The following is a 20823-nucleotide window of genomic DNA, read 5'->3' on the forward strand; positions in this document are numbered from 1 at the left end:
CGGTTTCCCGAGGGCAGTACATTCTGGCTCGTATCTCCGGTGCCCCAATAGTCCATCTTCATGCCTGCCGATGGATAGAGTGCGGGACCTCTTACTCTTCCGCGAGTTGTCCTAACAGTCGATCACCTCTCTTTGATGTGTTTGGGGTGGATTGATAGCGGTGAGGGGGAGACGCGTGAGTGTTGAGGTCGCCCTCGTGGCGCTGAGTAACTAGGGTCTGGCAGCGTGAGAGCAATCCGTAGGTTTACCGTCCGCACCGTCCTGCCGCCGGAGCTGGCCTCCCTCGGCGAGCTCGTCCTCAATCTGCGCTGGTCGTGGCACCCCGAGACATTGGATCTGTTCGGTGAGGTCGATCCGGCCATCTGGGGACGCGTCGGGTACGACCCCGTCGCCCTGCTGGGCGCGGTCGAGGCCGACAGGCTCCGTGAGCTCGCCGCCGACCGTCGCTTCCTGAGGCGGCTCGCCGACGCCGCCGACGATCTCCGCGAGTACATGACCGCACCCCGGTGGTACCAGACCATCTCCGAGGCCCCGAAGGCCATCGCCTATTTCTCTCCCGAGTACGGCATCGCCGCCGCCCTGCCGCAGTATTCGGGCGGGCTCGGCATCCTCGCCGGAGACCACCTCAAGGCCGCCAGCGACCTCGGCGTGCCCATCCTCGCCGTCGGCCTGCTGTACCGCCACGGCTACTTCACCCAGTCGCTCTCGCCCGAGGGCTGGCAGCTGGAGCACTACCCCTCCCTCGACCCTGGCGGCCTGCCGCTCACCCTCCTGCGGGAGGAGGACGGCAGCCCGGTACGCATCAAGATCAGCCTTCCCGAGCAGCGCACGCTGCACGCCCAGGTCTGGGTGCTCCAGGTCGGCAGGGTGCCGCTGCTGCTGCTCGACTCCGACGTGGCCGAGAACGACAACGCCGCCCGTGACGTCACCGACCGCCTGTACGGCGGCGGCGGCGACCACCGGCTGCTGCAGGAGCTGCTGCTCGGTGTCGGCGGCGTCCGCGCCATCCGCGCGTACTGCAGGGTCACCGGGCACGCCGAGCCCGAGGTGTTCCACACCAACGAGGGCCACGCGGGCTTCCTCGGCCTGGAGCGCATCCGCGAGCTCACCGAGGCGAGGCTCTCCTTCGACGAGGCGCTGGAGGCGGTGCGGGCCGGGACCGTCTTCACCACGCACACCCCCGTGCCCGCCGGGATCGACCGCTTCCCCGCCGAGATGATCGGACGCCAGTTCGGCGGCGACAACGCGTGGCCCACGGTCCCCGTCGACCGCATCCTCGCGCTGGGCGCCGAGGAGGAGCCGGGCAAGTTCAACATGGCCGCGATGGGCATGCGGCTGGCCCAGCGGGTCAACGGCGTCTCCGAGCTGCACGGCGCGGTGAGCCGGGAGATGTTCAAGAGCCTGTGGCCGGGCTTCGACATCGAAGAGGTCCCGATCGGGTCCATCACCAACGGCGTGCACGCACCCACCTGGGTCGGCCGGGAGATCATGGAGCTCGCCGGCAAGGAGCTGCCCACCCTGGTCGAACGGGCCCAGGGCTGGGAGAGCATCGCCAAGGTCTCCGACGGCGACGTCTGGGGCATCAGGGGACGGCTGCGCGAGAAGCTGGTCGTCGCGGCCCGCGCGCGGCTCCGCCAGTCGTGGATCAACCGGGGCGCCTCGCCGGCCGAGCTCGGCTGGATCGACGACGCCCTCGACCCCGAGGTGCTCACCATCGGCTTCGCCCGCCGGGTGCCCTCGTACAAGCGGCTCACCCTGATGCTGTCCGACCCCGACCGGCTCCGCGCGCTGCTGCTCGACCCCGCCAGGCCGGTGCAGATCGTGATCGCGGGCAAGGCGCACCCGGCCGACGAGGGCGGCAAGAAGCTCATCCAGCAGATCGTGAAGTTCGCCGACTCCGAGGACGTGCGGCACCGCATCGTCTTCCTGCCCGACTACGACATGGCCCTGGGCCAGCTGCTCGTGCAGGGCTGCGACGTGTGGATGAACAACCCGCTGCGCCCGCTGGAGGCGTGCGGCACCTCGGGGATGAAGGCCGCGCTCAACGGCGGGCTCAACCTGTCCATCCGCGACGGCTGGTGGGACGAGTGGTACGACGGCACCAACGGCTGGGCGATCCCCACCGCCGACGGCGTCGCCGACCCCGACCGCCGCGACGAGCTCGAGGCCGCCGCGCTGTACGACCTGATCGAGCACGAGGTCGCCGACCGCTTCTACGACCGGGCCGACGGGCTGCCCCGGCGCTGGCTGGAGATGGTGCGGCACACCCTGGCCTCGCTCGGCCCCAAGGTGCTCGCGGGACGGATGCTCCGCGACTACGTGGTCGACCTCTACGCCCCGGCCGCCAAGTCCGCCCGCGCCCTCTCCGGCGAGGGGTACGAGCAGGCGAAGGGCTTCGCGGCGTGGAAGCTCAGGGTCGGCAGGGCCTGGCCGGGCGTGCGGGTCGAGCACGTGGAGGCCACCGGTCTGGGCGACGGCACCCCGGAGCTCGGGACCTCCCTGGAGCTGAAGGCCACCATCGCGCTCGGCGAGCTGGAGCCGGGGGACATCCGGGTCCAGGCGGCCTACGGCAGGGTCGGAGACCACGACGACCTCGCGGATCCCTGCTATGCGGACCTCGCCGTCGAGACCGAGGGCGACGACGGCAGGGCCGTCTTCGCCGGGACCGTACCCCTCGACCGCACCGGACCCTTCGGCTACACCGTCCGGGTCGTTCCCGACCACCCGCTGGTGGCCTCGAACTCGGAGCTCGGCCTGGTCGCGGTGCCGGAGGAGCCCGTCGGCATGACCAACGGCACCCTGCGCTGACCGCGTGATCACCCGGCGCGCGCCGGGTGACGGGACCTCCGTGGTCCTCCCCGTTCTCGGGGAGGACCACGGAGGTCTTTCGCGTTCCGGCCCGTTGAGCGTTCTGTCCGTTGAGCGCTCCGGCCGCTGAACGGTCCGGTGGTGGACGGTCCGGCGGTGAGCGTTCTGTCCGGTGAGCGTTCGGCCCGCAGGACGGCCTGGCCCGGCGAGTGTGCGAGCCGCCGAACGTTTCGGTCCGGTGAACGGTGGCGTATGAGTCGCGCATGAATCCGGGGTGAATCACGCTTGAACGGTCGTACCCGACACGGATGGCCGAGAAGTGCTCTCGTTCGGCCGCCGCGCGTGGTGAGGTGGGTATGTTTGGCCACTCGACCTGGCGCCCAGCAGAGGTTCCCGGCGCCGTGACCCCGGAGCGCGTCTGATCGTACGGCGGCCCGGCGGCGCGTGGCCCGCGGAGGTCGGTGCCGCGGGCCACGCGGAGGGAACCGCGGCGGGGAGCCGCGCGGAGGGGGCCGGAGGGGGCATGGAGAGGGCCGGAAGAGGTGCGGCAGGGCCGGCCCGTCGGCTCTCGGTGCCACCGTTACGATGATTCGGGCAAAACTCCTCTTAAAGTGCAAAATACGGCTATATGCGTCTTTTGTGGAGTTCTTTCTTGTTTGTGCTGGGGATGGGTAGATAGCCGACATCTAGCGCACTCGGGGGAGAGCAGTGGACGCATGGACGTTGAAGGGCCAGCCGGGCGCACTGGGTGACGCCGCGGTCACGCTGGTCGAGGGCGGCTCCTTCTGCGTGTGCGCCCGCAACGGCGACATCCTCCCCGGCGGGGCGCAGGGCGTCTACTACGCGGACACCCGGATCCTGTCGCGCTGGGAGCTGAGGGTGGACGAGCTGCCCGTGGAGGAGCTCAGGGTGCTGCCCGCCGAGCCGTACCACGCGATGTTCCTCGGCAGGGCCGCCCCCCGCCCCGGGCGGGCCGAGAGCAGTCTGCTCGTGATGAGGGACCGCTACGTCGGGGGCGGCCTGCGCGAGGACCTCACCCTGCGCAACCTGTCCGGGGAGCCCGCCGGATGCGTCGTCGACATCCACGTCGCCTCCGACGTGGCGGATCTGTTCGAGGTGAAGGCCGGCCGGATCCGGCACGTGACCGACGTGGAGGTGACGGCCGACAGGACGGGACTGCTGATCGTCTCCTCCTGCCGCTCGCGCGGCACCAGGGTGGTGGCCGAGCCGAAGCCGTTCGCCATGCCGGGCGTGCTCGTCTTCCGCGTCGTCGTGCCCGCGCGGGGTGAGTGGACCGCGAGCCTGCAGGTCAATCCGATCCTGGAGGGCGAGGAGTCGCCCGCCTGGTTCTCCACCCACCACCCGCTCGAACACGCGGAGCCCGCCAGGCGCCGCGCCGACTGGGAGCGCGCCAGCCCGATCGTCGTCACCTCCGACCGCATCCTCGCCCAGGTGCTGGAACGCTCCAAGGCGGATCTCGGTGCGCTGCGGCTCTTCGACGCCGGCATGCCCGACGAGCCGCCGACGATCGCCGCGGGCGCGCCGTGGTTCATGACCCTGTTCGGTCGCGACTCGCTGCTGACGTCGTGGATGGCCCTTCCGATGGACCCGTGCCTGGCGCTGGGCACCCTGAGGCGCCTGGCCAGGCTGCAGGGCACCGTCGACGACCCGCTGACCGAGGAGGAGCCGGGCAAGATCCTGCACGAGCTCCGTTTCGGCACGCGGACCGGTGCCTCACCGCACGCGGGCCGCGCCTACTACGGGTCGGTGGACTCGACCCCGCTGTTCGTGATGGTCATGGGCGAGCTGCGCCGATGGGGTGTGTACGGGGAGGCCATCGAGGAACTCACCCCGAACGTCGACGCGGCCCTGGACTGGATCCGCAGATCCGCCGACCCGTTCCTGTCCTACCGGCGCAAGACCGACCACGGGCTGATCAACCAGGGATGGAAGGACTCCTTCGACGGCGTCAACTTCGCCGACGGCACCCTGGCCAACCCGCCCATAGCGCTGGCGGAGGTCCAGGGCTACGTCTACGCCGCCTACGTCGCCCGTGCCCACTGCGCCCACGCGGTGGGCGACAGCATCCTGGAGGAGCAGTGGAGGGCCCGCGCGGAACGCATCAGGGACGCCTTCAACGAGCGCTTCTGGCTGCCGGACCGGGGCTACTACGCCATCGGCCTCGACGGCGCCGGGCGCGCCATCGACAGTCTCGCCTCCAACATGGGCCACTGCCTGTGGACCGGCATCGTCGACGAGGGCCGGGCACCCTATGTCGCCGAGAGGCTGCTCTCGCCGGAGATGTTCACCGGGTACGGGGTGCGGACCCTCGCCACCACCATGGGCGCCTACAACCCGATGAGCTACCACAACGGCTCGGTCTGGCCACACGACAACGCCCTGATCGCGGCGGGACTGATGCGCTACGGCTTCACGGTCGAGGCCCAGCGCGTCGCCCTCAGCCTGCTGGACGCGGCCGAGGTCTTCGGCTGGCGGCTGCCCGAACTGTTCTGCGGATTCGACCGGGCCGAGTTCGGCCGGCCGGTGCCCTATCCCACCTCCTGCTCCCCGCAGGCGTGGGCCGCGGCGAGCCCCATCCAGCTGGTCAGGAGCCTGCTGCGCTTCGAGCCGTGGATCCCCTACAGGCGGGTGTGGCTGGATCCCGTCGGGCTGGAGGGCCTGCGGATCCAGGGGCTGCCGCTCGCGGGCTCCAGGGTCACGATCGAGGTCGGCCCCGACGGCGCCACCATGGCGGGGCTGCCGGAGGGGATCACCCTGATCGACGAGCCGTGCGGCCCGCTCACCGCCACCGCGGGGCGGGTCCGCTGATCGCTTCTCCAGCCTCCTCCCGGTTCCAACTTCCGTGTCTCTTCAGGTGAGGTGACCGTGGTTTCTTCGAGAATCGTTCCCGGATGGTCAGACGGCCTGCGCGTCCTGATGGTCGCGCCGCCCTGGTACGACGTACCGCCCCGGGGCTACGGGGGCATCGAGTCGATGGTGGCCGTTCTCGTCGCCGGGCTGACCCGGCGCGGGCACGACATCACGCTGGTCGGTGCGGGCAGAGCGGGGACCCGTGCGCGCTTCCTGAGCACCTACGGGCGTGCGCCCTCCGAGCGGATCGGCGAGCCGCTGCCGGAGATGTTGCACGCGGCGAGGGCGTACGCGATGACCTCGGGGCTCGTCGTGGACGTGATCCACGACCACAGCCTCGCCGGGCCGCTGACCGCGCCGGCGCGCGGCGTCCCGACATTGATCACCTGCCACGGGGAGATGGAGGGCGAGTTCGGCGAGTACTACCGGGCGCTCGGCACCACCGTGTCGATGGTCGCCGTCTCCGAGGCACAGCGGCGCATCGCCCCCGACCTGAACTGGGCGGGGGTGGTCCACAACGCGGTCGATGTCACGGCCTTCCCCTTCAGGGAACGCAAGGAGGACTGGGTGCTGTGGCTGGGCCGGTTCAACGAGGACAAGGGCGCCCATCTGGCGATCGACGCCGCCCGCGCGGCGGGGCGGCGCATCCTGCTCGCGGGCAAGCTCACCGAGAAGGTCGAGTGCGACTACTTCGACGAGTACGTCAAACCCAGGCTCGGCCCCGACGCCGAGTACGTCGGAGAGGCCGACACCGCGCGCAAACACGAGCTGCTCGCGGCGGCGAGGTGCCTGCTCTTCCCGATCGTCTGGGAGGAGCCGTTCGGCATGGTCATGATCGAGGCGATGGCCTGCGGCACCCCCGTGGTCGCCCTCTGCAGGGGGGCCGTGCCCGAGGTGGTCGTGGACGGCGTCACGGGGTTCATCAGGAGCGATCCCTCCGAGCTTCCCGCCGCGATCGAGGCGGCGGACACGCTCGACCCGCGTGCCTGCCGCGTCCGGGTGGAGCGCTTCTTCGGCGTGGAGGCGATGGCCCGCGCGTACGAGGCGATCTACCGCAGGACGATCGCCGGGCTGCCGGGACGGGCGGCGAAGAAACCGGGCAGGAGCGCGGGGGAGAGCAGGGACCTGGCCATGCCCGTCAACTGAGAGGCGCCCTATGGTGGATCGCGGTACGGGGACCGAAGGGGATCCCGGCAGGCGGAAGGACGTCCATGGGTGAGTTCGTGCGGGTTGAGACGGCCGACGGGGTCGCGACGATCAGGCTCGACCGGCCGAAGATGAACGCGCTCAACCGGCAGGTCCAGTTGGAGATCGCCGAGTGTGCCCGGCAGGTGGACGCCGCCGACGACGTGTACGCCGTGGTCGTCTACGGGGGGAAGGTCTTCGCGGCCGGCGCCGACATCAAGGAGATGGCCGGCATGTCGTACGCCGACATGGCGGTCCACTCGCGGCTCCTGCAGGACTGCTTCACCGCCGTCGCGAGGATCGGCAAGCCCGTCGTCGCGGCGGTGACCGGCTACGCGCTCGGCGGCGGCTGCGAGCTCGCCCTGTGCGCGGACGTCAGGATCGCCGGGGAGTCGGCCAAGCTGGGCCAGCCCGAGATCCTGCTCGGCATCATCCCCGGCGCCGGAGGCACCCAGCGGCTGCCCCGGCTGGTCGGCCCGGCCAGGGCGAAGGACCTCATCTTCACCGGGCGCCACGTGTCCGCGGCCGAGGCGCTGGGCATCGGCCTGGTGGACCGGGTCGTCCCCGACGACGACGTGTACACCGAGGCGCTCGCCTACGCCGCCCGGTTCGTGGGAGGCCCCGCCCTCGCGCTGCGCGCCGCCAAGCAGGCCGTGGACCGCGGCCTGGAGACCGACCTCGACACCGGTCTGGAGATCGAGCGCCTGCAGTTCTCCGGCCTGTTCGCCACCGACGACGCCGGGATCGGCATGCGCGCCTTCTCCGAGAGGTCCACGGCGACGTTCACCGGCCGCTGACCTGTCCGGTGAGGTCGGCCGGGCTTGATGGGATCGGTCCTAGCTGATCAAGAATTGCCGGTATCGTGCCGGATTATGGTGCGGTTGGTGAAGCGTGCGCTGGTGCCCGCTCCGCTGCGGCGGGCGGTTCTCGGCTGGTTCGACTCTCGGTACATCTCCAGGGCCGACCACAGGCAGGACGTGAAGGACGCGCTCTGGGAGGTGCAGACGCTGGCCAGGGAGGTCACCGCGCTGCGCGCGGAGGTCGTCGAGCTGCGGACGCGGGTGGCCGGGGTCAAACTCGACCCGGTGCGGGCCGGGCGCTGGGACGACGCCCACCGGCTCGCCCAGGAGACCGCGGTGGCGCTGGACGGTGTGCTCAGGAACGAGGTGCTGCTCTGGCAGGCCGTGGACCGCGCCACCGGGACCTCCGGGACCGCAGGGGCACCGGGAGGCACGGGAGGCACGGGAGGCACTGAAGGCGCGAAAGGCGCGGCGAGCGTCGGGAGGGGGAGCGGCGCGTGAGAGTGGCCTGGACGGCCGACGGCGGCACCTGGCACCTGGTGTTCCGGCTGGACCCCGAGGACGACGTCACCGGCCACTGCGCCGACGGCCAGGCACTGAAACTGGCCACGAACACCTTCAGGGCCGAGCTGCCGCACCCGCCGCGTGACATCCACCCCGACCTGCTCGCCCTCGCCGCGTGGACCGTGATCGCGCCGTGGACCCGGCGCCGCGTCACCTTCGACCGGCCGATCTCGCCGGAACTCGCCGGGGCGATCGGCGAGGGCTGGGGGGTCGAGGCCGGTCCCACCGGGACTGCCGGGACGCGATCCGGCGGCAGGCTCGCGATCTCCTACAGCGGCGGGGCCGACTCGGTCGCGGTGGCCGCGATGCTGCCCGACGCGCCGTTCGTGCACTTCCAGCGGGTCTCTCACCCGCGCGTGCCCAACCGGTGGACCCACTACCGCTCCGACGTGCTGGCCTCGCTGGCGGAGAAGACCGGCCGCGAACTCACCGTCGTCCGCTCCGACCTGGAGTTCACCCTCGCCGAGCCACGTCCCGGCTACCCCGAGCACCACGCGGTCGCCGTGGGCGCGCTGCTGATGGCCGACGAGCTCGACCTGGGCGGCCTCGCCTTCGGCTACGAGCTGGGATCGCGCTGGCTGGGGGGCGCCCGCTACGTGCACCGGTACACGCCCGACAACCTGATGTGGGCCCCGCACGGCGCCTGGGGCCGGGCGTTCGCCGCAGCCGGGCTGCACCTCGTACTCCCGGTGGGCGGGGTGAGCGAGGCCGTCACGATGCGGCTCGCCCTCGGCTCCGACCTGCGCGAACAGCTCCGCTGGTGCCTGCGCGGGGTGGGCGGCCCCTGCGGGACCTGCGGCAAGTGCCTGTACAAGGAGCTCATCCAGGCCGCCGTCGAGCGCCGTCCGCTCCGCACCACGATCACCGCGGGCCGCCCGGTCGCCCGCAAGTGGCAGCAACCGCCCCCGTACGGCGGGCAGGAGATGATCGAGTACGGCTGCGCCAGGGTGCCCGGCATCGAGGACACGGTCTTCGCCGCGGCGGCGCGGCACCTGCGCGCGACCGAGTCCTCCACCGCCTGGCTGGACCGTTGCTACCCGCCCGCGGTCGCGGAGATTCCCGAACCGTGGCGCAAGCAGGTTCACGACTTCGTGGACGGGGAGATCGGTTTCATGAGCGAGGACGAGGCGCGCCGCGTCGAGACGTGGGGGATGCCGTGAAGGTCTACGTCTCGGTCGACATGGAAGGCGTCACCGGGCTGACCGACCCCGAGGAGATGCACGCCGGGGGCCGGGGCTACGAGCGCGGCTGCGAGCTGATGACCGGCGACGCGAACGCGGTCGTCGCGGGGGCGTTCGACGCCGGCGCCACCGCCGTGCGCGTCAACGACGCCCACGGCTCGACGAAGAACCTCAGGATCGACCTGCTCGACGAGCGGGCGACCCTCCTGCGCGGTCCCGGCAAGCCGCTGCGGATGGGACAGGGGCTCGACGCGAGCCACCGGGCGGCCTGCTTCGTCGGCTACCACGCGCGGGCCGGCGTCCAGCACGGGGTGCTCAACCACACCTGGATGGGCAGGGAGATCCACAACGTCTACCTCAACGGCGAGGTCTGCGGGGAGACCCGTCTCGTCGCCTCCTTCGCGGGGACGCTCGGCGTGCCGGTGGTCCTGGTGACCGGCGACGAGGCCGTCTGCGAGGAGGCGAGGGAGCTGCTCGGCGACGTGGAGACCGTCGCGGTCAAGAAGGGCGTCGACAGGTTCGCCGCCGAACTCCTGCCGCCCGCCGTCGCCCAGGCCCGGATCCGCGAGGCGACGGCCCGCGCGCTCGACCGGGTGGCCGACTTCCGCCTGTGCGCCCCCGAGCCGCCGTTCGTCCTCGGTGTCGAGTGGAACTCCACCGCGATCGCCGCCGGATGCGCGATCATCCCCGGTGTGACGGCGGCGGGCCCCCGGCACACGGAGTTCACCACCGACGACTTCTCGCAGATCATGGCCCTGCTGGGGATCTTCGCGATGATCGGCGGCCAGGTGGCCTGCGGCAGCGGCGCGTACGGGTGACCCTTCCGATGACCGCTCGCTGTCCTTTTCGCCCTTCTTTCGGCGCCCAGTCGCCATCGATCGGGATAACCTGCGACGCGCGATTCCCCTCGTCCTGACGACCCCCTTCGCCCTGGCGACCCCCTTCGACCCGACGGTGCCCGATGTGCTGTGACAACCCCCATGAGTGACGAGACGGGTCCCGAGCGGCCCGACACCTCCTCCGCGGTGCCCGTCGCCGCGAAGGCCGCGCCCTCCGCGAAGGCCGAGCCGCCCGCCGGAGCGGGCCTGACGCGCAGGGCGCTGCTGGTCGGGGTGGGCGCCGCCGGGGGCGCCGGGGCGATGTTCGCGGCGATGGGCGCGCTCGGTCTCGCACCGGAGTCCCAGAACAGGGACTTCACGCCCCCGCAGCGCTCCGACTTCTCCCTCACCGGCAGGGCGGCGGCCAAGGTGGTCGTCCTCGGCGCGGGCGTCGCCGGGCTGACCTGCGCCTACGAGCTGGGCAAGGCCGGGTACGACTGCACGGTCCTGGAGGCGTCCGGCCGGGTGGGCGGCAGGACCCTCACGCTGCGCGCGGGCGACCGGCTGGACGAGCTGGGCGGCGAGACGCAGACCGCGGCGTTCGAGGAGGGCATCTACTTCAACGCGGGGGCCGCGCGGATCGCGCCCTGGATGGTCACCATGGACTACTGCCGCGAACTGGGCGTACCCGTTGAGATCTTCGTCAACAACAACGCCTCCGCGTACGTCTACACCCAGGGCATGACCGCCCCGGCCAGGGCGCGCGCGGCCCGCGCCGACCTGTACGGCTACGTCGCCGAGCTGCTCGCCAAGGCGAGCAACGCGGGCGCGCTGAACCGGCGGCTCACCAAGGACGACCGCGAGCGGCTGGAGGAGTTCCTGCGGCGCTTCGGCGACCTCGGCCCCGACCTCGCCTACCAGCGGGACTCCAGGCGGCGCGGGTTCGAGACCTACCCGGGGGTGAGCGAGGGCGTGCCCGTGGACGCGGCCGCCTCCCTGCGCGAGGTGCTCGCCGCGGGCACCGGCAGATACGTCACCATGGACTTCGGCTACGACCAGGTGATGCCCATGTTCCAGCCGGTGGGCGGCATGGACGCCATCGTCGTCGCGCTCGCCGACGCGGTCGGCCGCGACCGGATCAGGACCGGCACCCGGGTGACCGGGATCAAGAACCTGTCCGACGGGGTGGAGATCACCCACCGGAGCGGCACCGAGGACGGCGTCGTCCGCGCCGACTACTGCGTCGCGACCCTGCCGCCCCACCTGCTCGCGCGCCTGCCGCACAATCTCGGCACCCCGATCACCGCCGCCCTCCGCACCCCCGTACCCGTCTCCGCGGGCAAGATCGGGCTGGAGTACGGGAGGCGCTGGTGGGAGATCGACGACCACATCTACGGCGGCGCCACCGAGACGGACCTGGACATCACTCACATCTGGTACCCCTCCCACGGCTACCACTCCCGCGGCGGCCTGGTGGTCGGCTACTACAACAGGGACGAGAACGCCGACGTGTACACCGGCCTCTCCCACCGCGAGCGCCGCAACCGCGCGCTCACCCAGGGCAAGAAGATCCACGGGGAGAAGTACCGCGCGGAGCTGCGCTCCAGCATCTCGATCTCCTGGGGGCGCCAGCCGCACATCGAGGGCGGCTGGGCGAGCTGGCCCTCCTACGAGGGCGCGTTCGCCCTGCTGCAGCGCCCCGCGGGCCGGGTCCACTTCGCCGGAGACTGGCTCACCCACCTCACCGCCTGGCAGGCCGGTGCGATGGAGTCCGCGAGGAGAGCCGTCACCGATCTGCACCACCGGGTACTCCAGACGACATCCTGAGTGTCACCGCACGGCCGTAAAGTCTTCGGTGCGAGAGAATTTCCAAGGGAATTCCTAGGGAGACGAGACGGCGATGACGATCGGGACGTTGGACTGGACGAGTGCCGCCGAGCGGCCTGACCTGCTGGCCGAGCCGGTGGCGCGGGCCGTCGGGGAGCTTGACGGGTTCGGCGGCGGGGCCGGCGGAGTCGGTGGGCTCGCCGGGATAACCGTCGCCGAGATCGACCCGGAGCTCGCCGACACAGCGGCCTTCTGCGAGCGCTACGGGGTGGGCATGGACGAGTCGGCCAACTGCGTGATCGTGGCGGCCAGGCGCGCGGGGGAGACCCGCTACGCGGCGTGCATGGTGCTCGCCACCATGAGGGCCGACGTGAACGGGGTGATCCGGCGCCACCTGGACGCGCGGAAGATCTCGTTCGCGCCGATGGACGACGCGGTCACGCTGACCGGAATGGAGTACGGCGGGATCACCCCGCTCGGGCTGCCCGAGGACTGGCCGGTGCTCGTCGACGAGGCGGTGGCGGCCCACCCGGGGGTCGTGATCGGCAGCGGTGTCCGCCGCTCCAAGCTCGCCGTTTCCGGCTCCCTGCTGGCGGGGTTGAAGACGGCACGGGTTCTTCACCTGGCGAACTGACGCGAAAATGAGATTAAGTGGGAGAGGAAATCGGGAAACCGTCGAGGTTCTGTGAACGTTATTCAATCGGGAAATGTGGCCCGATGGTTCATCTCGTGGGCGGGATCTAAGCCGATATGGTGCTTCATGCCATGAATCAGGACGACCGATTGGGTCCCTACCGGCTGCTGAGGCGGCTGGGCGAGGGCGGTATGGGCGTGGTCCACCTGGCCGTCGACCCGCAGGGCCGGCAGGTGGCGGTGAAGGTCCTCCGTGCGGAGGTGGCGGGCGACGACGTCGCGCGTCGCCGTCTTTCGCGCGAGGTCGAGACGATGCGGCGGGTGCGCAGCGAATACATCGCGGAGGTCCTCGACGCCGACGTGACCGGCCATCGCCCGTACATCGTGACGCGATACGTCGCGGGCAGTCCGCTGGACGAGGTGATCAAGCAGGACGGCCCCATGGAGCTGCCCGCGCTGCTGCGGGTCGCGCACGGCGTGGCGTCGGCGCTGGCCGCCGTCCACTCGGTCGGGGTGATCCACCGCGACCTGAAGCCCGGCAACATCCTCATCCTGGACGGCGAGCCGGTTCTCATCGACTTCGGCATCGCGCAGGCGGTCGACGCCACCCGGCTCACCCAGACCGGCATGTTCATCGGCACCCCCGGCTATCTCGCCCCCGAGATCATCGAGGGGCACGAGGCCGGGCCGGAGGTCGACGTGCACGCCTGGGCGGGGACCCTGGTCTTCGCCGCCACCGGCCAGCCGCCCTTCGGCAAGGGCACGCTGGAGATGATCTTCTACAACATCACCGCGGGCAAGGCGAACGTCGACGCCGTCCCGCAGACGCTCCAGCCGGTCCTGCGGGCCGCCCTCCAGCGCGACCCGGCGAGGCGGCCGTCGGCCGCCGAGCTGGCGGAGCGGGTGGGACGCCTGCTGCCCGCCTCCGGCAGGCCCCGGGTGCCCGACGAGATCACCACGGTCGCCGAGTTCGACGACTCCGCCCCCGGCTCCCGTACGCCCGGCACGCCCGGCACCCCGGGCACCTCCGGCCGTCCCGGAGCCTCCGGCGTCCCCGGCACGTACGGTGTCCCCGGTGTCCCCGGTGTCCCCGGCGCGCGGTCCGGCCAGGGTGGCCTGCCGGGGCAGGGTGATCACGGCCGTCAGGCGGCCCGGCAGGGGCAGGGCTCCACGGGATCCGGGTCCCCGGTCCCGCACGTTCCCGGCCGTCAGGGCGCCGCCGTCGAGCCCGGCGACGTGCCGACCCCGGTGGCGTCACGTCCCGCGGTCCCGCAGCCCACCTCCTGGCCTCCCACCCCCGTGGCCCAGCCCCACGAGTACGTCTCGATGCTCGGCGCCGAGCAGCCCGACCCGTGGCCCACCCGCCGGGTGACGTCCGAGGAGCTGCGCCAGGCCGCGGCGGCCCAGCAGGCCGCGCACGACCTGCCCACCGGCATGCTCGCCCCCGAGGACGTCCCCACCCGCACCCCGGGCGTCGTCCCCGGAGCGATGCCCGGCCCGCCCACTCCCGCCGCCCACGACCAGGGCGCCACCGCGCCGGTCTCCGACGGCGACATCCCCACCCAGCGGGTCCGCCCCCAGGATCTGCAGGAATACATCCGCCAGTACACCAACCAGCCGGGACAGCCGGGACAGCAGGGTCAGCAGGCGCAGGCGGGTCAGCACGGTCAGCAGAGCCGGTCGCCGCTGCCGGGCGGCCGGCCCGCGCCGCCCTACCCGCAGCGGCAGGCACCGCCCGACCAGCAGCAGACCCCGCAGGTCCGCACCCCCACGCCGCCGCCCTACCCCTATCCGCACCCCCAGGCGCAGCACCAGCAGCAGGCCCACCAGTACGCACAGCACCACCAGCAGCCCCAGCAGCCCGTTCCGCCGGCGCTCCACCCCGGCCAGCGTCCGGGTCACGCGTTGCAGCGCTCCAAGGCGTACGGGGTGGCGGGTGTGCTGATGCTGGTCGTGATGACGGCCGCGGCGGTCATCGCCCCGGTGATCGTCGCCGCGCTGGTGATCCCGGCGGCGATCCTGCTGCGCGCCGCCGACATCGCCCAGCCGGCGTTCAACGCCAGAAGAAACGCGGGCGAGGCCGCGGCCGACGTCCTGCGGGTGCTCGGCCAGCCGGTCGCGCTCCTGAAGTCGATCGGCATCACCGTCGCCCTGGTGCCGTACGCGCTCATCCTCGGCCTGCCGGTGACGCTCCTGCTCGCCGTGCTGGTCAGGGACATGCCGGAGACCAACGCGCTGAGCTGGGGCGTGGCCGTCGCGCTCTGGACCGTCTGCGCCGGACCCGGTGTCGAAGGCCCCAGCCGCCAGATGAGACGTACGCTGGCATCACTGCTGCCGTCGCGCGGCGCGGCCATCGTCGCCGCCGCGGGACTGGCCGCGGTGGCGGCGCTGATGGTCTTCCTGGCGATCGGCACCGTGGGAGACGCAGCGCGATCGGCGGTGTGGACGCCGGTCGACGTCGGAACGGTGGTGGACGAACTGGTAGACCTACGAAGGAAGGCGGCGTGATGACCGGCGACACGCGGGCGCCCGAGCGGCTGGGTCCGTACCGCCTGCTCAGGAAGATCGGCGAGGGCGGCATGGGCGTCGTCCACCTCGGGCTCGACGAGGACGGGCGCGAGGTGGCCGTCAAGGTCCTGCACCCGCACGTGGCCGCCGACCTCAAGGCGCGCGACCGGCTCACCCGCGAGGTGGAGACCATGCGGCGGGTGCGCAGCCCGCACGTCGCCGAGGTGCTCGACGCCGAACTGACGGCGAGGCAGCCCTACATCGTGACCAGGTTCGCCCCCGGCCGCACGCTGGAGGAGACCGTCCTGGAGGACGGCCCGCTCCCCGCGGACCAGCTCATCCGGCTGGCGCAGGGCATGTGCGCGGCGCTGGTGGCCATCCACGCCGCCGACGTCATCCACCGCGACTTCAAGCCGTCCAACGTGATGATCGTCAACGGTGACCCGCTCGTCATCGACTTCGGTATCGCGCACCTGGTCAACGCGACCCGGCTCACCCAGACCGGCATGTTCGTCGGCACCCCCGGCTATCTCGCCCCGGAGATCATCCGCGACTCCGAGATCACCCAGGCGGCCGACGTGCACGCGCTGGCCTCGACGGTCTTCTTCGGCGCGACCGGCAAGCCGCCGTTCGGCACGGGCAGCTTCGAGGTCGTCTGCTTCAACATCATGGAGGGCAGGGCCAACGTCGACCTGGCCCCCGCGTGGCTGCGGGGCTGGCTCAGGCGGGCCCTCGCCGTCGACCCCACCGCGAGGCCGTCCGCGCCGGAGCTGCACAGGATGGCCCGCGCCCTCGACCCGAGGGTGACGGCCTTCCACGAGACGCCGCCCACCGCCGTCCTCGACGGCGGCACGAAGGTGCTCAACACCGACGGCACCAGGGTCCTGGACGGTGTCCCGCCGCCCCCGCCCCCGCAGGGCACCCGGGTGCTGCCGCAGGACGACGGTTACGCCGACCTGCTCCCGCCGGTCGAGTACGCCAAGCCGGAGCGGCGCGAGCGCAGGCCCAGACAGGAGCCCGGGCAGCAGCGAGGCCAGGGGTCCGCTGCGACGGCACCGCCCCCCTACGTCCCGGCTTCCAAACCGCCGCCCTACGTCCCCGCGCCGCCCTCGGCGCAGGCGAGGGCCGCGGCCCCGCCGCCCTTCCCCGACCAGCGGGTGGCCGGATATCCGGCGCCGCCGCCCACCGGTCAGGCTCGGCCCTACCCGCCGCCGGTCCAGGCGCGGCGTGAGGCGCCGACCCAGGACCGGCCCGCGCCCCGCACCCCTCCGCAGGAGCGCTACCGCGCGGGCCATCCGCTCGCCGCGGCGCTGCTGCTCACGATCCTGGTGGCACTCGCCTGCATGCTGCCCGTGGTGGTGAGCGTGTTCGCGCTGGCCGCCGCGCTCTGCCTGCGGGTGGGCGAGCATCTCTTCGGCGAGCTGGCGGAGCGCCGCTCCATCCGGGGCAGCAGCGCGAGTGACCCGCTGCTCGCGGTGCTCGGCACCCCGTGGGCGTTGATCAGGTCCGCGTTCGGGACGCTCACCAGCGCGGTGCTGTCCGCGATGTTCGGCATGTGCGTGTGGGGCTTCCTCGTCTACGCCGGAGACATGAACAAGAACTTCGCGGCCGCCTACGCCGCGGGCGCCTTCGTGGCGGGGCTGTTCGTCCTGCCCGGTGGCGGCAAGCCGCGCAAGGCCGTCGCCCGCGCGCTGAGCGGGGTCATCCGCAGCCCCGGCGCGGGCATGGTGACCACGATCGTGCTGGGCACGCTGGCGTTCTTCGCGGTCATGACGGCGTGGAGCGTGGTCCCCTCCTTCTCGCCGTGGCAGCCCCCCACCGAGGTGGTCGAAGACCTCACGGCCCAGTGGCGGCAGACGGCGAACGAGGGCACGATGGGCGTGCTCGACCTCGTCGGGGGTCTCTTCGACGACCTGATGACCAGCCTCGGTCTCGGCTTCCTCACCTTCTGGAGATAGCGGCACGTCGGGGCCGTCGGCGGGTTTTTCCGGCCGGTGAACCGGTGCGCGATCGTCTTCTCTGCTGCACGATGGAGGTGACCGGCCGGAAGGAGTCGCATGGTCGCGACCGACGGTGAACGTCTTGGCCCCTACCGCCTGTTGTCGCGACTGGGCGCCGGAGGTTTCGGCGAGGTCCATTTGGCGCTGGATCCCCGGGGACGCACGGTGGCGGTCAAGATCCTGCACCCCCACGTCGCGGCGGACGAGACGGCCCTGACCAGGCTGGCCCGCGAGGTGGAGACCATGCGGCTGGTCCAGGGGCCTCGGGTCGCCGAGGTCCTGGACGCCTCCCTGGAGGGGACCCGCCCCTATCTGGTCACCCGTTATGTGCAGGGCCGGCCGCTCAGCGCGGTGGTCGCCGCCGACGGCCCCGTCGCCGGCGACGATCTCGTACGCCTGGCGCGCGGCCTGGCCGAGGCCCTCGCCACCGTGCACGCCGCCGGGGTGGTGCACCGCGACCTCAAGCCCGCCAACGTGATCCTGACCGACGGCGAACCGGTCGTGATCGACTTCGGCATCGCCTCCGCGCTCGACTCGCCCTCGGTCACCGCCTCGGGGGCCGTGCTCGGCACCCCCGGCTATCTGGCGCCCGAGGTGCTTGAGGGCGCCGAGGCCGGCCCCGAGGCCGACGTCTTCGCCCTCGGGGCGACGCTGGCGTACGCGGCCACCGGGCGGCACCCCTACGGCACGGGGCCGGCGTCGGCGGTCGGCTACCGGGTCGTCCACCACTCTCCCGACCTCGACGGCGTTCCCGGATGGCTGGAGCCGACGCTCGGCAGGTGCCTGCTGCGCGTTCCCGCCGACCGGCCGTCCGCGGACACGATCCTGGAGTGGCTGGACGGTACGCCGGTCGTCCGACCGGCCGGACCCCGCCACGAGGTCGCGGGGAAGAGCGCCCGGGGCAGGGGCATGCGGCGGCGGAGGGTCGGGTTCCGTGACCCTTCGCCGTTCGTGGAGGCGGACCTTTCTGACGCCGGGGCCCGGCACCGGGACGTCTCGGTGCCGGAGAGCAGACGACCGGCCGACACCGGGATGCAGGATCTCAGCACCCGGGAGTGGCGGCCGGGGGAGCCGCGCCGGGCGGCGGGCAGGCCCTCGCCGGAGGAGGCCTTCGCGCGCCGCAGGGTCGTCCTGCACCGTCGCTGGGTCGTCGGCACCGGCCTGTTCGTCTCCCTGCTGGCCGCGACCGCGAGGGAACCGCTGCCGGAGGTGGCGCTGCTGCTGCTCACCGGGTACGGCTCGGTGATGCTCGTCGACGCGGGCATCGCGCTGTTCGCCCGCCGCGACCGTGGGCGCATGATCCTCGACCTGGCGGCGGGGGCCGGGGCCGTCGCGCTGGGAGCGGTTTTGAGCACGTTCTTCAGTACGCTCACCCTGGCGCTGGTGCTGGGCACCGTCGTCTTCGTCCTGGCCGGGATCCTGGTGGCGAGCTGAGCGGGCGAGGGCCGTCCCGCTGTGTGGAACCCGCCCGCGAGCACCGGAACATAGCTCGGTATGGTAGGGGCGTGTTCCTCGGGGAAGGTTACGGCTGCCCGATGTGAGCCGTGCAACCTGGTGGTTTGCACCTAAGCTACTCGTGGGTAACATAATTGAGGGAGGCCGGGGCGGGCACGTACCGACCGGGCAACCCACTGCCACGCCGCCCGAGAGCATTTGGCAGTCTTGGCAGCGCGTGCACGTACCCCGCGTGCACGTACCGCATTCGGCGTCAACCGCAGCGACGCGGTGGCGTACGCGAACACGGGAGGTCGGCCACCGGCCATGAACATCGTCGTCTGCGTGAAGCAGGTCCCCGACACGGCGACCGAGCGCAAGCTGAGGTCCGATGACAATACGCTCGACCGCGACGCCGCCGACGGCGTCATCAACGAGCTGTGCGAATACGCGGTCGAGGAGGCACTGCGCCTGAAGGAGGCCCACGGCGGTGAGGTGACCGTCCTCACCATGGGCCCCGCCAAGGCGAGCGACACCATCCGCAAGGCTCTGGCCATGGGCGCCGACAAGGCCGTCCACCTGGTGGACGACGCGCTGCACGGCTCGGACGCCCTGGGCACCTCACACGCCCTGGCACAGACCCTCAAGAAGATCGGTTTCGATCTGGTCGTGCTCGGCTCGGAGTCGACGGACGCCCGCACAGGCGTCCTCGCCGCGATGCTGGCCGAGCGCCTCGGCGTGCCGCAGCTCACCTTCGCCAACCAGGTGCAGGTCGACAAGGGCGCCATCTCCATCCAGCGCGTCACCGACTACGGCTATGACAAGGTCGAGGCCTCGCTGCCCGCCGTCGTCTCCGTCGTGGAGAAGATCAACGAGCCGCGCTACCCGTCCTTCAAGGGCATCATGGCCGCGAAGAAGAAGCCGGTCGAGAAGCTCGGCGTCGCCGACGCCGAGATCGACGCCTCCCAGGTGGGCCTGGCCAACTCCTGGAGCGAGGTCGCCGAGTTCGCGGTCGCCCCGCCCCGCGCGGCGGGCACGGTCGTCAAGGACGAGGGCGACGGCGGCGTGAAGGCCGCCGACTTCCTCGCGTCGAAGAAGTTCGTCTGAGAACGGGGGTTAGGTGAAATGTCCGAGATTCTCGTTCTGGTCGAGCACGTCGAGGGCCAGGTCAAGAAGGTCACCCTTGAGCTGCTGACGCTCGCCAGGAAGCTGGGCACCCCGGCGGCGGTCTGGACGGGCGCGGGTTACTCTCCCGAGGCCCAGGCCAGGCTGGCCGAGTACGGCGCGGAGAAGATCTACGTGGCCGACTCCGCCGAGGTGAGCGACTACGTCGTGGCCCCCAAGGCGGAGCTGCTCGCCCACCTGGTGGGCGAGAAGGCGCCGGTCGCGGTGCTCGTCGCCGCGACGGCCGAGGCGAAGGAGATCGCCGGCCGCCTCGCCATCAAGATCGACTCTGGTGTGCTCACCGACGTCGTCGGCATCGAGGACGGCCTGGTCGCCGACCAGTCCATCTTCGGCGGCGGCATCAACGTCCGCTCGCGGGTGACCAAGGGCATCCCGATCGTCGCGGTGCGCCCCAACGCCACTCCCGTCGAGGCCGCCGCGGGCGCGGGCACCGAGGAGCACGTCACCTTCACCGTGTCCGACGCCGCCAAGGGCGCCAGGATCGTGGAGCGGGTCAAGGAGGAGAAGGGCGCTCGCCCGGAGCTCACCGAGGCCGCGATCGTGGTCTCCGGTGGCCGGGGTGTCGGCTCCGCGGAGAAGTTCTCCATCATCGAGGAGCTGGCCGACTCGCTCGGCGCGGCCGTCGGCGCCTCCCGCGCCGCCACCGACGCCGGCTGGTACCCGCACCAGTTCCAGGTCGGCCAGACCGGCAAGACCGTCTCGCCGCAGCTGTACATCGCGGCGGGCATCTCCGGGGCGATCCAGCACCGGGCCGGCATGCAGACCGCGAAGACGATCGTCGCGATCAACAAGGACCCCGAGGCGCCGATCTTCGAGCTCGCCGACTACGGCGTCGTGGGCGACCTGCACCAGATCGTCCCGCAGCTGACCGAGGAGATCACCAAGCGCAAGTGACCCGCTCGGGTCACCCGGCGTACCGACAGGCAGGAAAACGGCAGGGGCACCGCACTCGACGTGCGGTGCCCCTGCCGTTTTCGTTCCGGTTCTCACGGAGGGCTCCCGGACCGGA

Annotated in this window: 14 protein-coding genes; all 14 read left to right on the forward strand. The window is 71.8% G+C overall.

The features are described from left to right. Positions 1-225 precede the first annotated feature (225 nt). The 14 genes from glgP to ABT352_RS26210 all read left to right on the forward strand — a co-directional run bounded on the left by glgP (position 226) and on the right by ABT352_RS26210 (position 20708). Positions 226-2808: an alpha-glucan family phosphorylase gene (gene glgP, locus ABT352_RS26145; protein ID WP_350947568.1), complete on the forward strand. Its 2583-nt coding sequence runs from the start codon at positions 226-228 to the stop codon at positions 2806-2808. 708 nt (positions 2809-3516) lie between these two features. Beyond that, positions 3517-5637 (forward strand): amylo-alpha-1,6-glucosidase, encoded by a 2121-nt coding sequence (locus ABT352_RS26150; protein WP_350947569.1) that lies wholly within the window; start codon positions 3517-3519, stop codon positions 5635-5637. Positions 5638-5694: 57 nt separating this feature from the next. Beyond that, positions 5695-6825 carry a glycosyltransferase family 4 protein gene (locus tag ABT352_RS26155; protein WP_350947570.1) on the forward strand — a complete coding sequence of 377 codons (1131 nt, stop codon included), beginning with the start codon at positions 5695-5697 and terminating at the stop codon, positions 6823-6825. Between the two features lie 65 nt (positions 6826-6890). After that, positions 6891-7661 (forward strand): enoyl-CoA hydratase/isomerase family protein, encoded by a 771-nt coding sequence (locus ABT352_RS26160; protein ID WP_350947571.1) that lies wholly within the window; start codon positions 6891-6893, stop codon positions 7659-7661. A gap of 87 nt (positions 7662-7748) precedes the next feature. After that, entirely contained in the window at positions 7749-8165 is a 417-nt protein-coding gene (locus tag ABT352_RS26165; protein ID WP_350947572.1) for a hypothetical protein, read from the forward strand. Then, positions 8162-9388, forward strand: a complete 1227-nt coding sequence (locus tag ABT352_RS26170; RefSeq protein ID WP_350947573.1) for a DUF6395 domain-containing protein — start codon at positions 8162-8164, stop codon at positions 9386-9388. The genes ABT352_RS26165 and ABT352_RS26170 overlap by 4 nt, the downstream gene beginning before the upstream one ends. Further along, entirely contained in the window at positions 9373-10227 is an 855-nt protein-coding gene (locus tag ABT352_RS26175) for a M55 family metallopeptidase (RefSeq protein ID WP_350947574.1), read from the forward strand. Before ABT352_RS26170 ends, ABT352_RS26175 begins: the two co-directional genes overlap by 16 nt. Positions 10228-10389: 162 nt before the next feature. Then, positions 10390-12054, forward strand: coding sequence for a flavin monoamine oxidase family protein (locus tag ABT352_RS26180; protein ID WP_350947575.1), 1665 nt, complete (start codon positions 10390-10392; stop codon positions 12052-12054). Between the two features lie 73 nt (positions 12055-12127). Further along, positions 12128-12688, forward strand: coding sequence for a YbaK/EbsC family protein (locus ABT352_RS26185; RefSeq protein ID WP_350947576.1), 561 nt, complete (start codon positions 12128-12130; stop codon positions 12686-12688). Positions 12689-12819: 131 nt separating this feature from the next. Further along, positions 12820-15195, forward strand: a complete 2376-nt coding sequence (locus ABT352_RS26190; RefSeq protein ID WP_350947577.1) for a serine/threonine-protein kinase — start codon at positions 12820-12822, stop codon at positions 15193-15195. Beyond that, on the forward strand, positions 15195-17153 hold the full coding sequence (locus ABT352_RS26195) for a serine/threonine-protein kinase (protein WP_350947578.1): 1959 nt from the start codon (positions 15195-15197) through the stop codon (positions 17151-17153). The genes ABT352_RS26190 and ABT352_RS26195 overlap by 1 nt, the downstream gene beginning before the upstream one ends. A 99-nt stretch (positions 17154-17252) precedes the next feature. Next, positions 17253-18629 carry a serine/threonine-protein kinase gene (locus ABT352_RS26200; RefSeq protein ID WP_350947579.1) on the forward strand — a complete coding sequence of 459 codons (1377 nt, stop codon included), beginning with the start codon at positions 17253-17255 and terminating at the stop codon, positions 18627-18629. 327 nt (positions 18630-18956) lie between these two features. Beyond that, complete coding sequence (locus tag ABT352_RS26205) at positions 18957-19736, forward strand: electron transfer flavoprotein subunit beta/FixA family protein (protein WP_350947580.1); 780 nt, start codon at positions 18957-18959, stop codon at positions 19734-19736. 18 nt (positions 19737-19754) lie between these two features. Continuing rightward, a complete protein-coding gene (locus ABT352_RS26210; protein ID WP_350947581.1) occupies positions 19755-20708 on the forward strand; it encodes an electron transfer flavoprotein subunit alpha/FixB family protein in 954 nt (317 codons plus the stop codon). The last annotated feature ends 115 nt before the right edge of the window (positions 20709-20823 follow it).

It is taken from the genome of Streptosporangium sp. NPDC000563 (assembly GCF_040299985.1).
In the GTDB taxonomy this organism is placed as follows: Bacteria; Actinomycetota; Actinomycetes; order Streptosporangiales; family Streptosporangiaceae; genus Streptosporangium.

Coding starts and splice junctions, on each gene's coding strand:
- ABT352_RS26190 (WP_350947577.1), top strand. CDS start 12,820: ATGAATCAGGACGACCGATTGGGTCCCTACCGGCTGCTGAGGCGGCTG.
- ABT352_RS26180 (WP_350947575.1), top strand. CDS start 10,390: ATGAGTGACGAGACGGGTCCCGAGCGGCCCGACACCTCCTCCGCGGTG.
- ABT352_RS26200 (WP_350947579.1), top strand. CDS start 17,253: ATGGTCGCGACCGACGGTGAACGTCTTGGCCCCTACCGCCTGTTGTCG.
- ABT352_RS26160 (WP_350947571.1), top strand. CDS start 6,891: ATGGGTGAGTTCGTGCGGGTTGAGACGGCCGACGGGGTCGCGACGATC.
- ABT352_RS26210 (WP_350947581.1), top strand. CDS start 19,755: ATGTCCGAGATTCTCGTTCTGGTCGAGCACGTCGAGGGCCAGGTCAAG.
- ABT352_RS26185 (WP_350947576.1), top strand. CDS start 12,128: ATGACGATCGGGACGTTGGACTGGACGAGTGCCGCCGAGCGGCCTGAC.
- ABT352_RS26195 (WP_350947578.1), top strand. CDS start 15,195: ATGACCGGCGACACGCGGGCGCCCGAGCGGCTGGGTCCGTACCGCCTG.
- ABT352_RS26205 (WP_350947580.1), top strand. CDS start 18,957: ATGAACATCGTCGTCTGCGTGAAGCAGGTCCCCGACACGGCGACCGAG.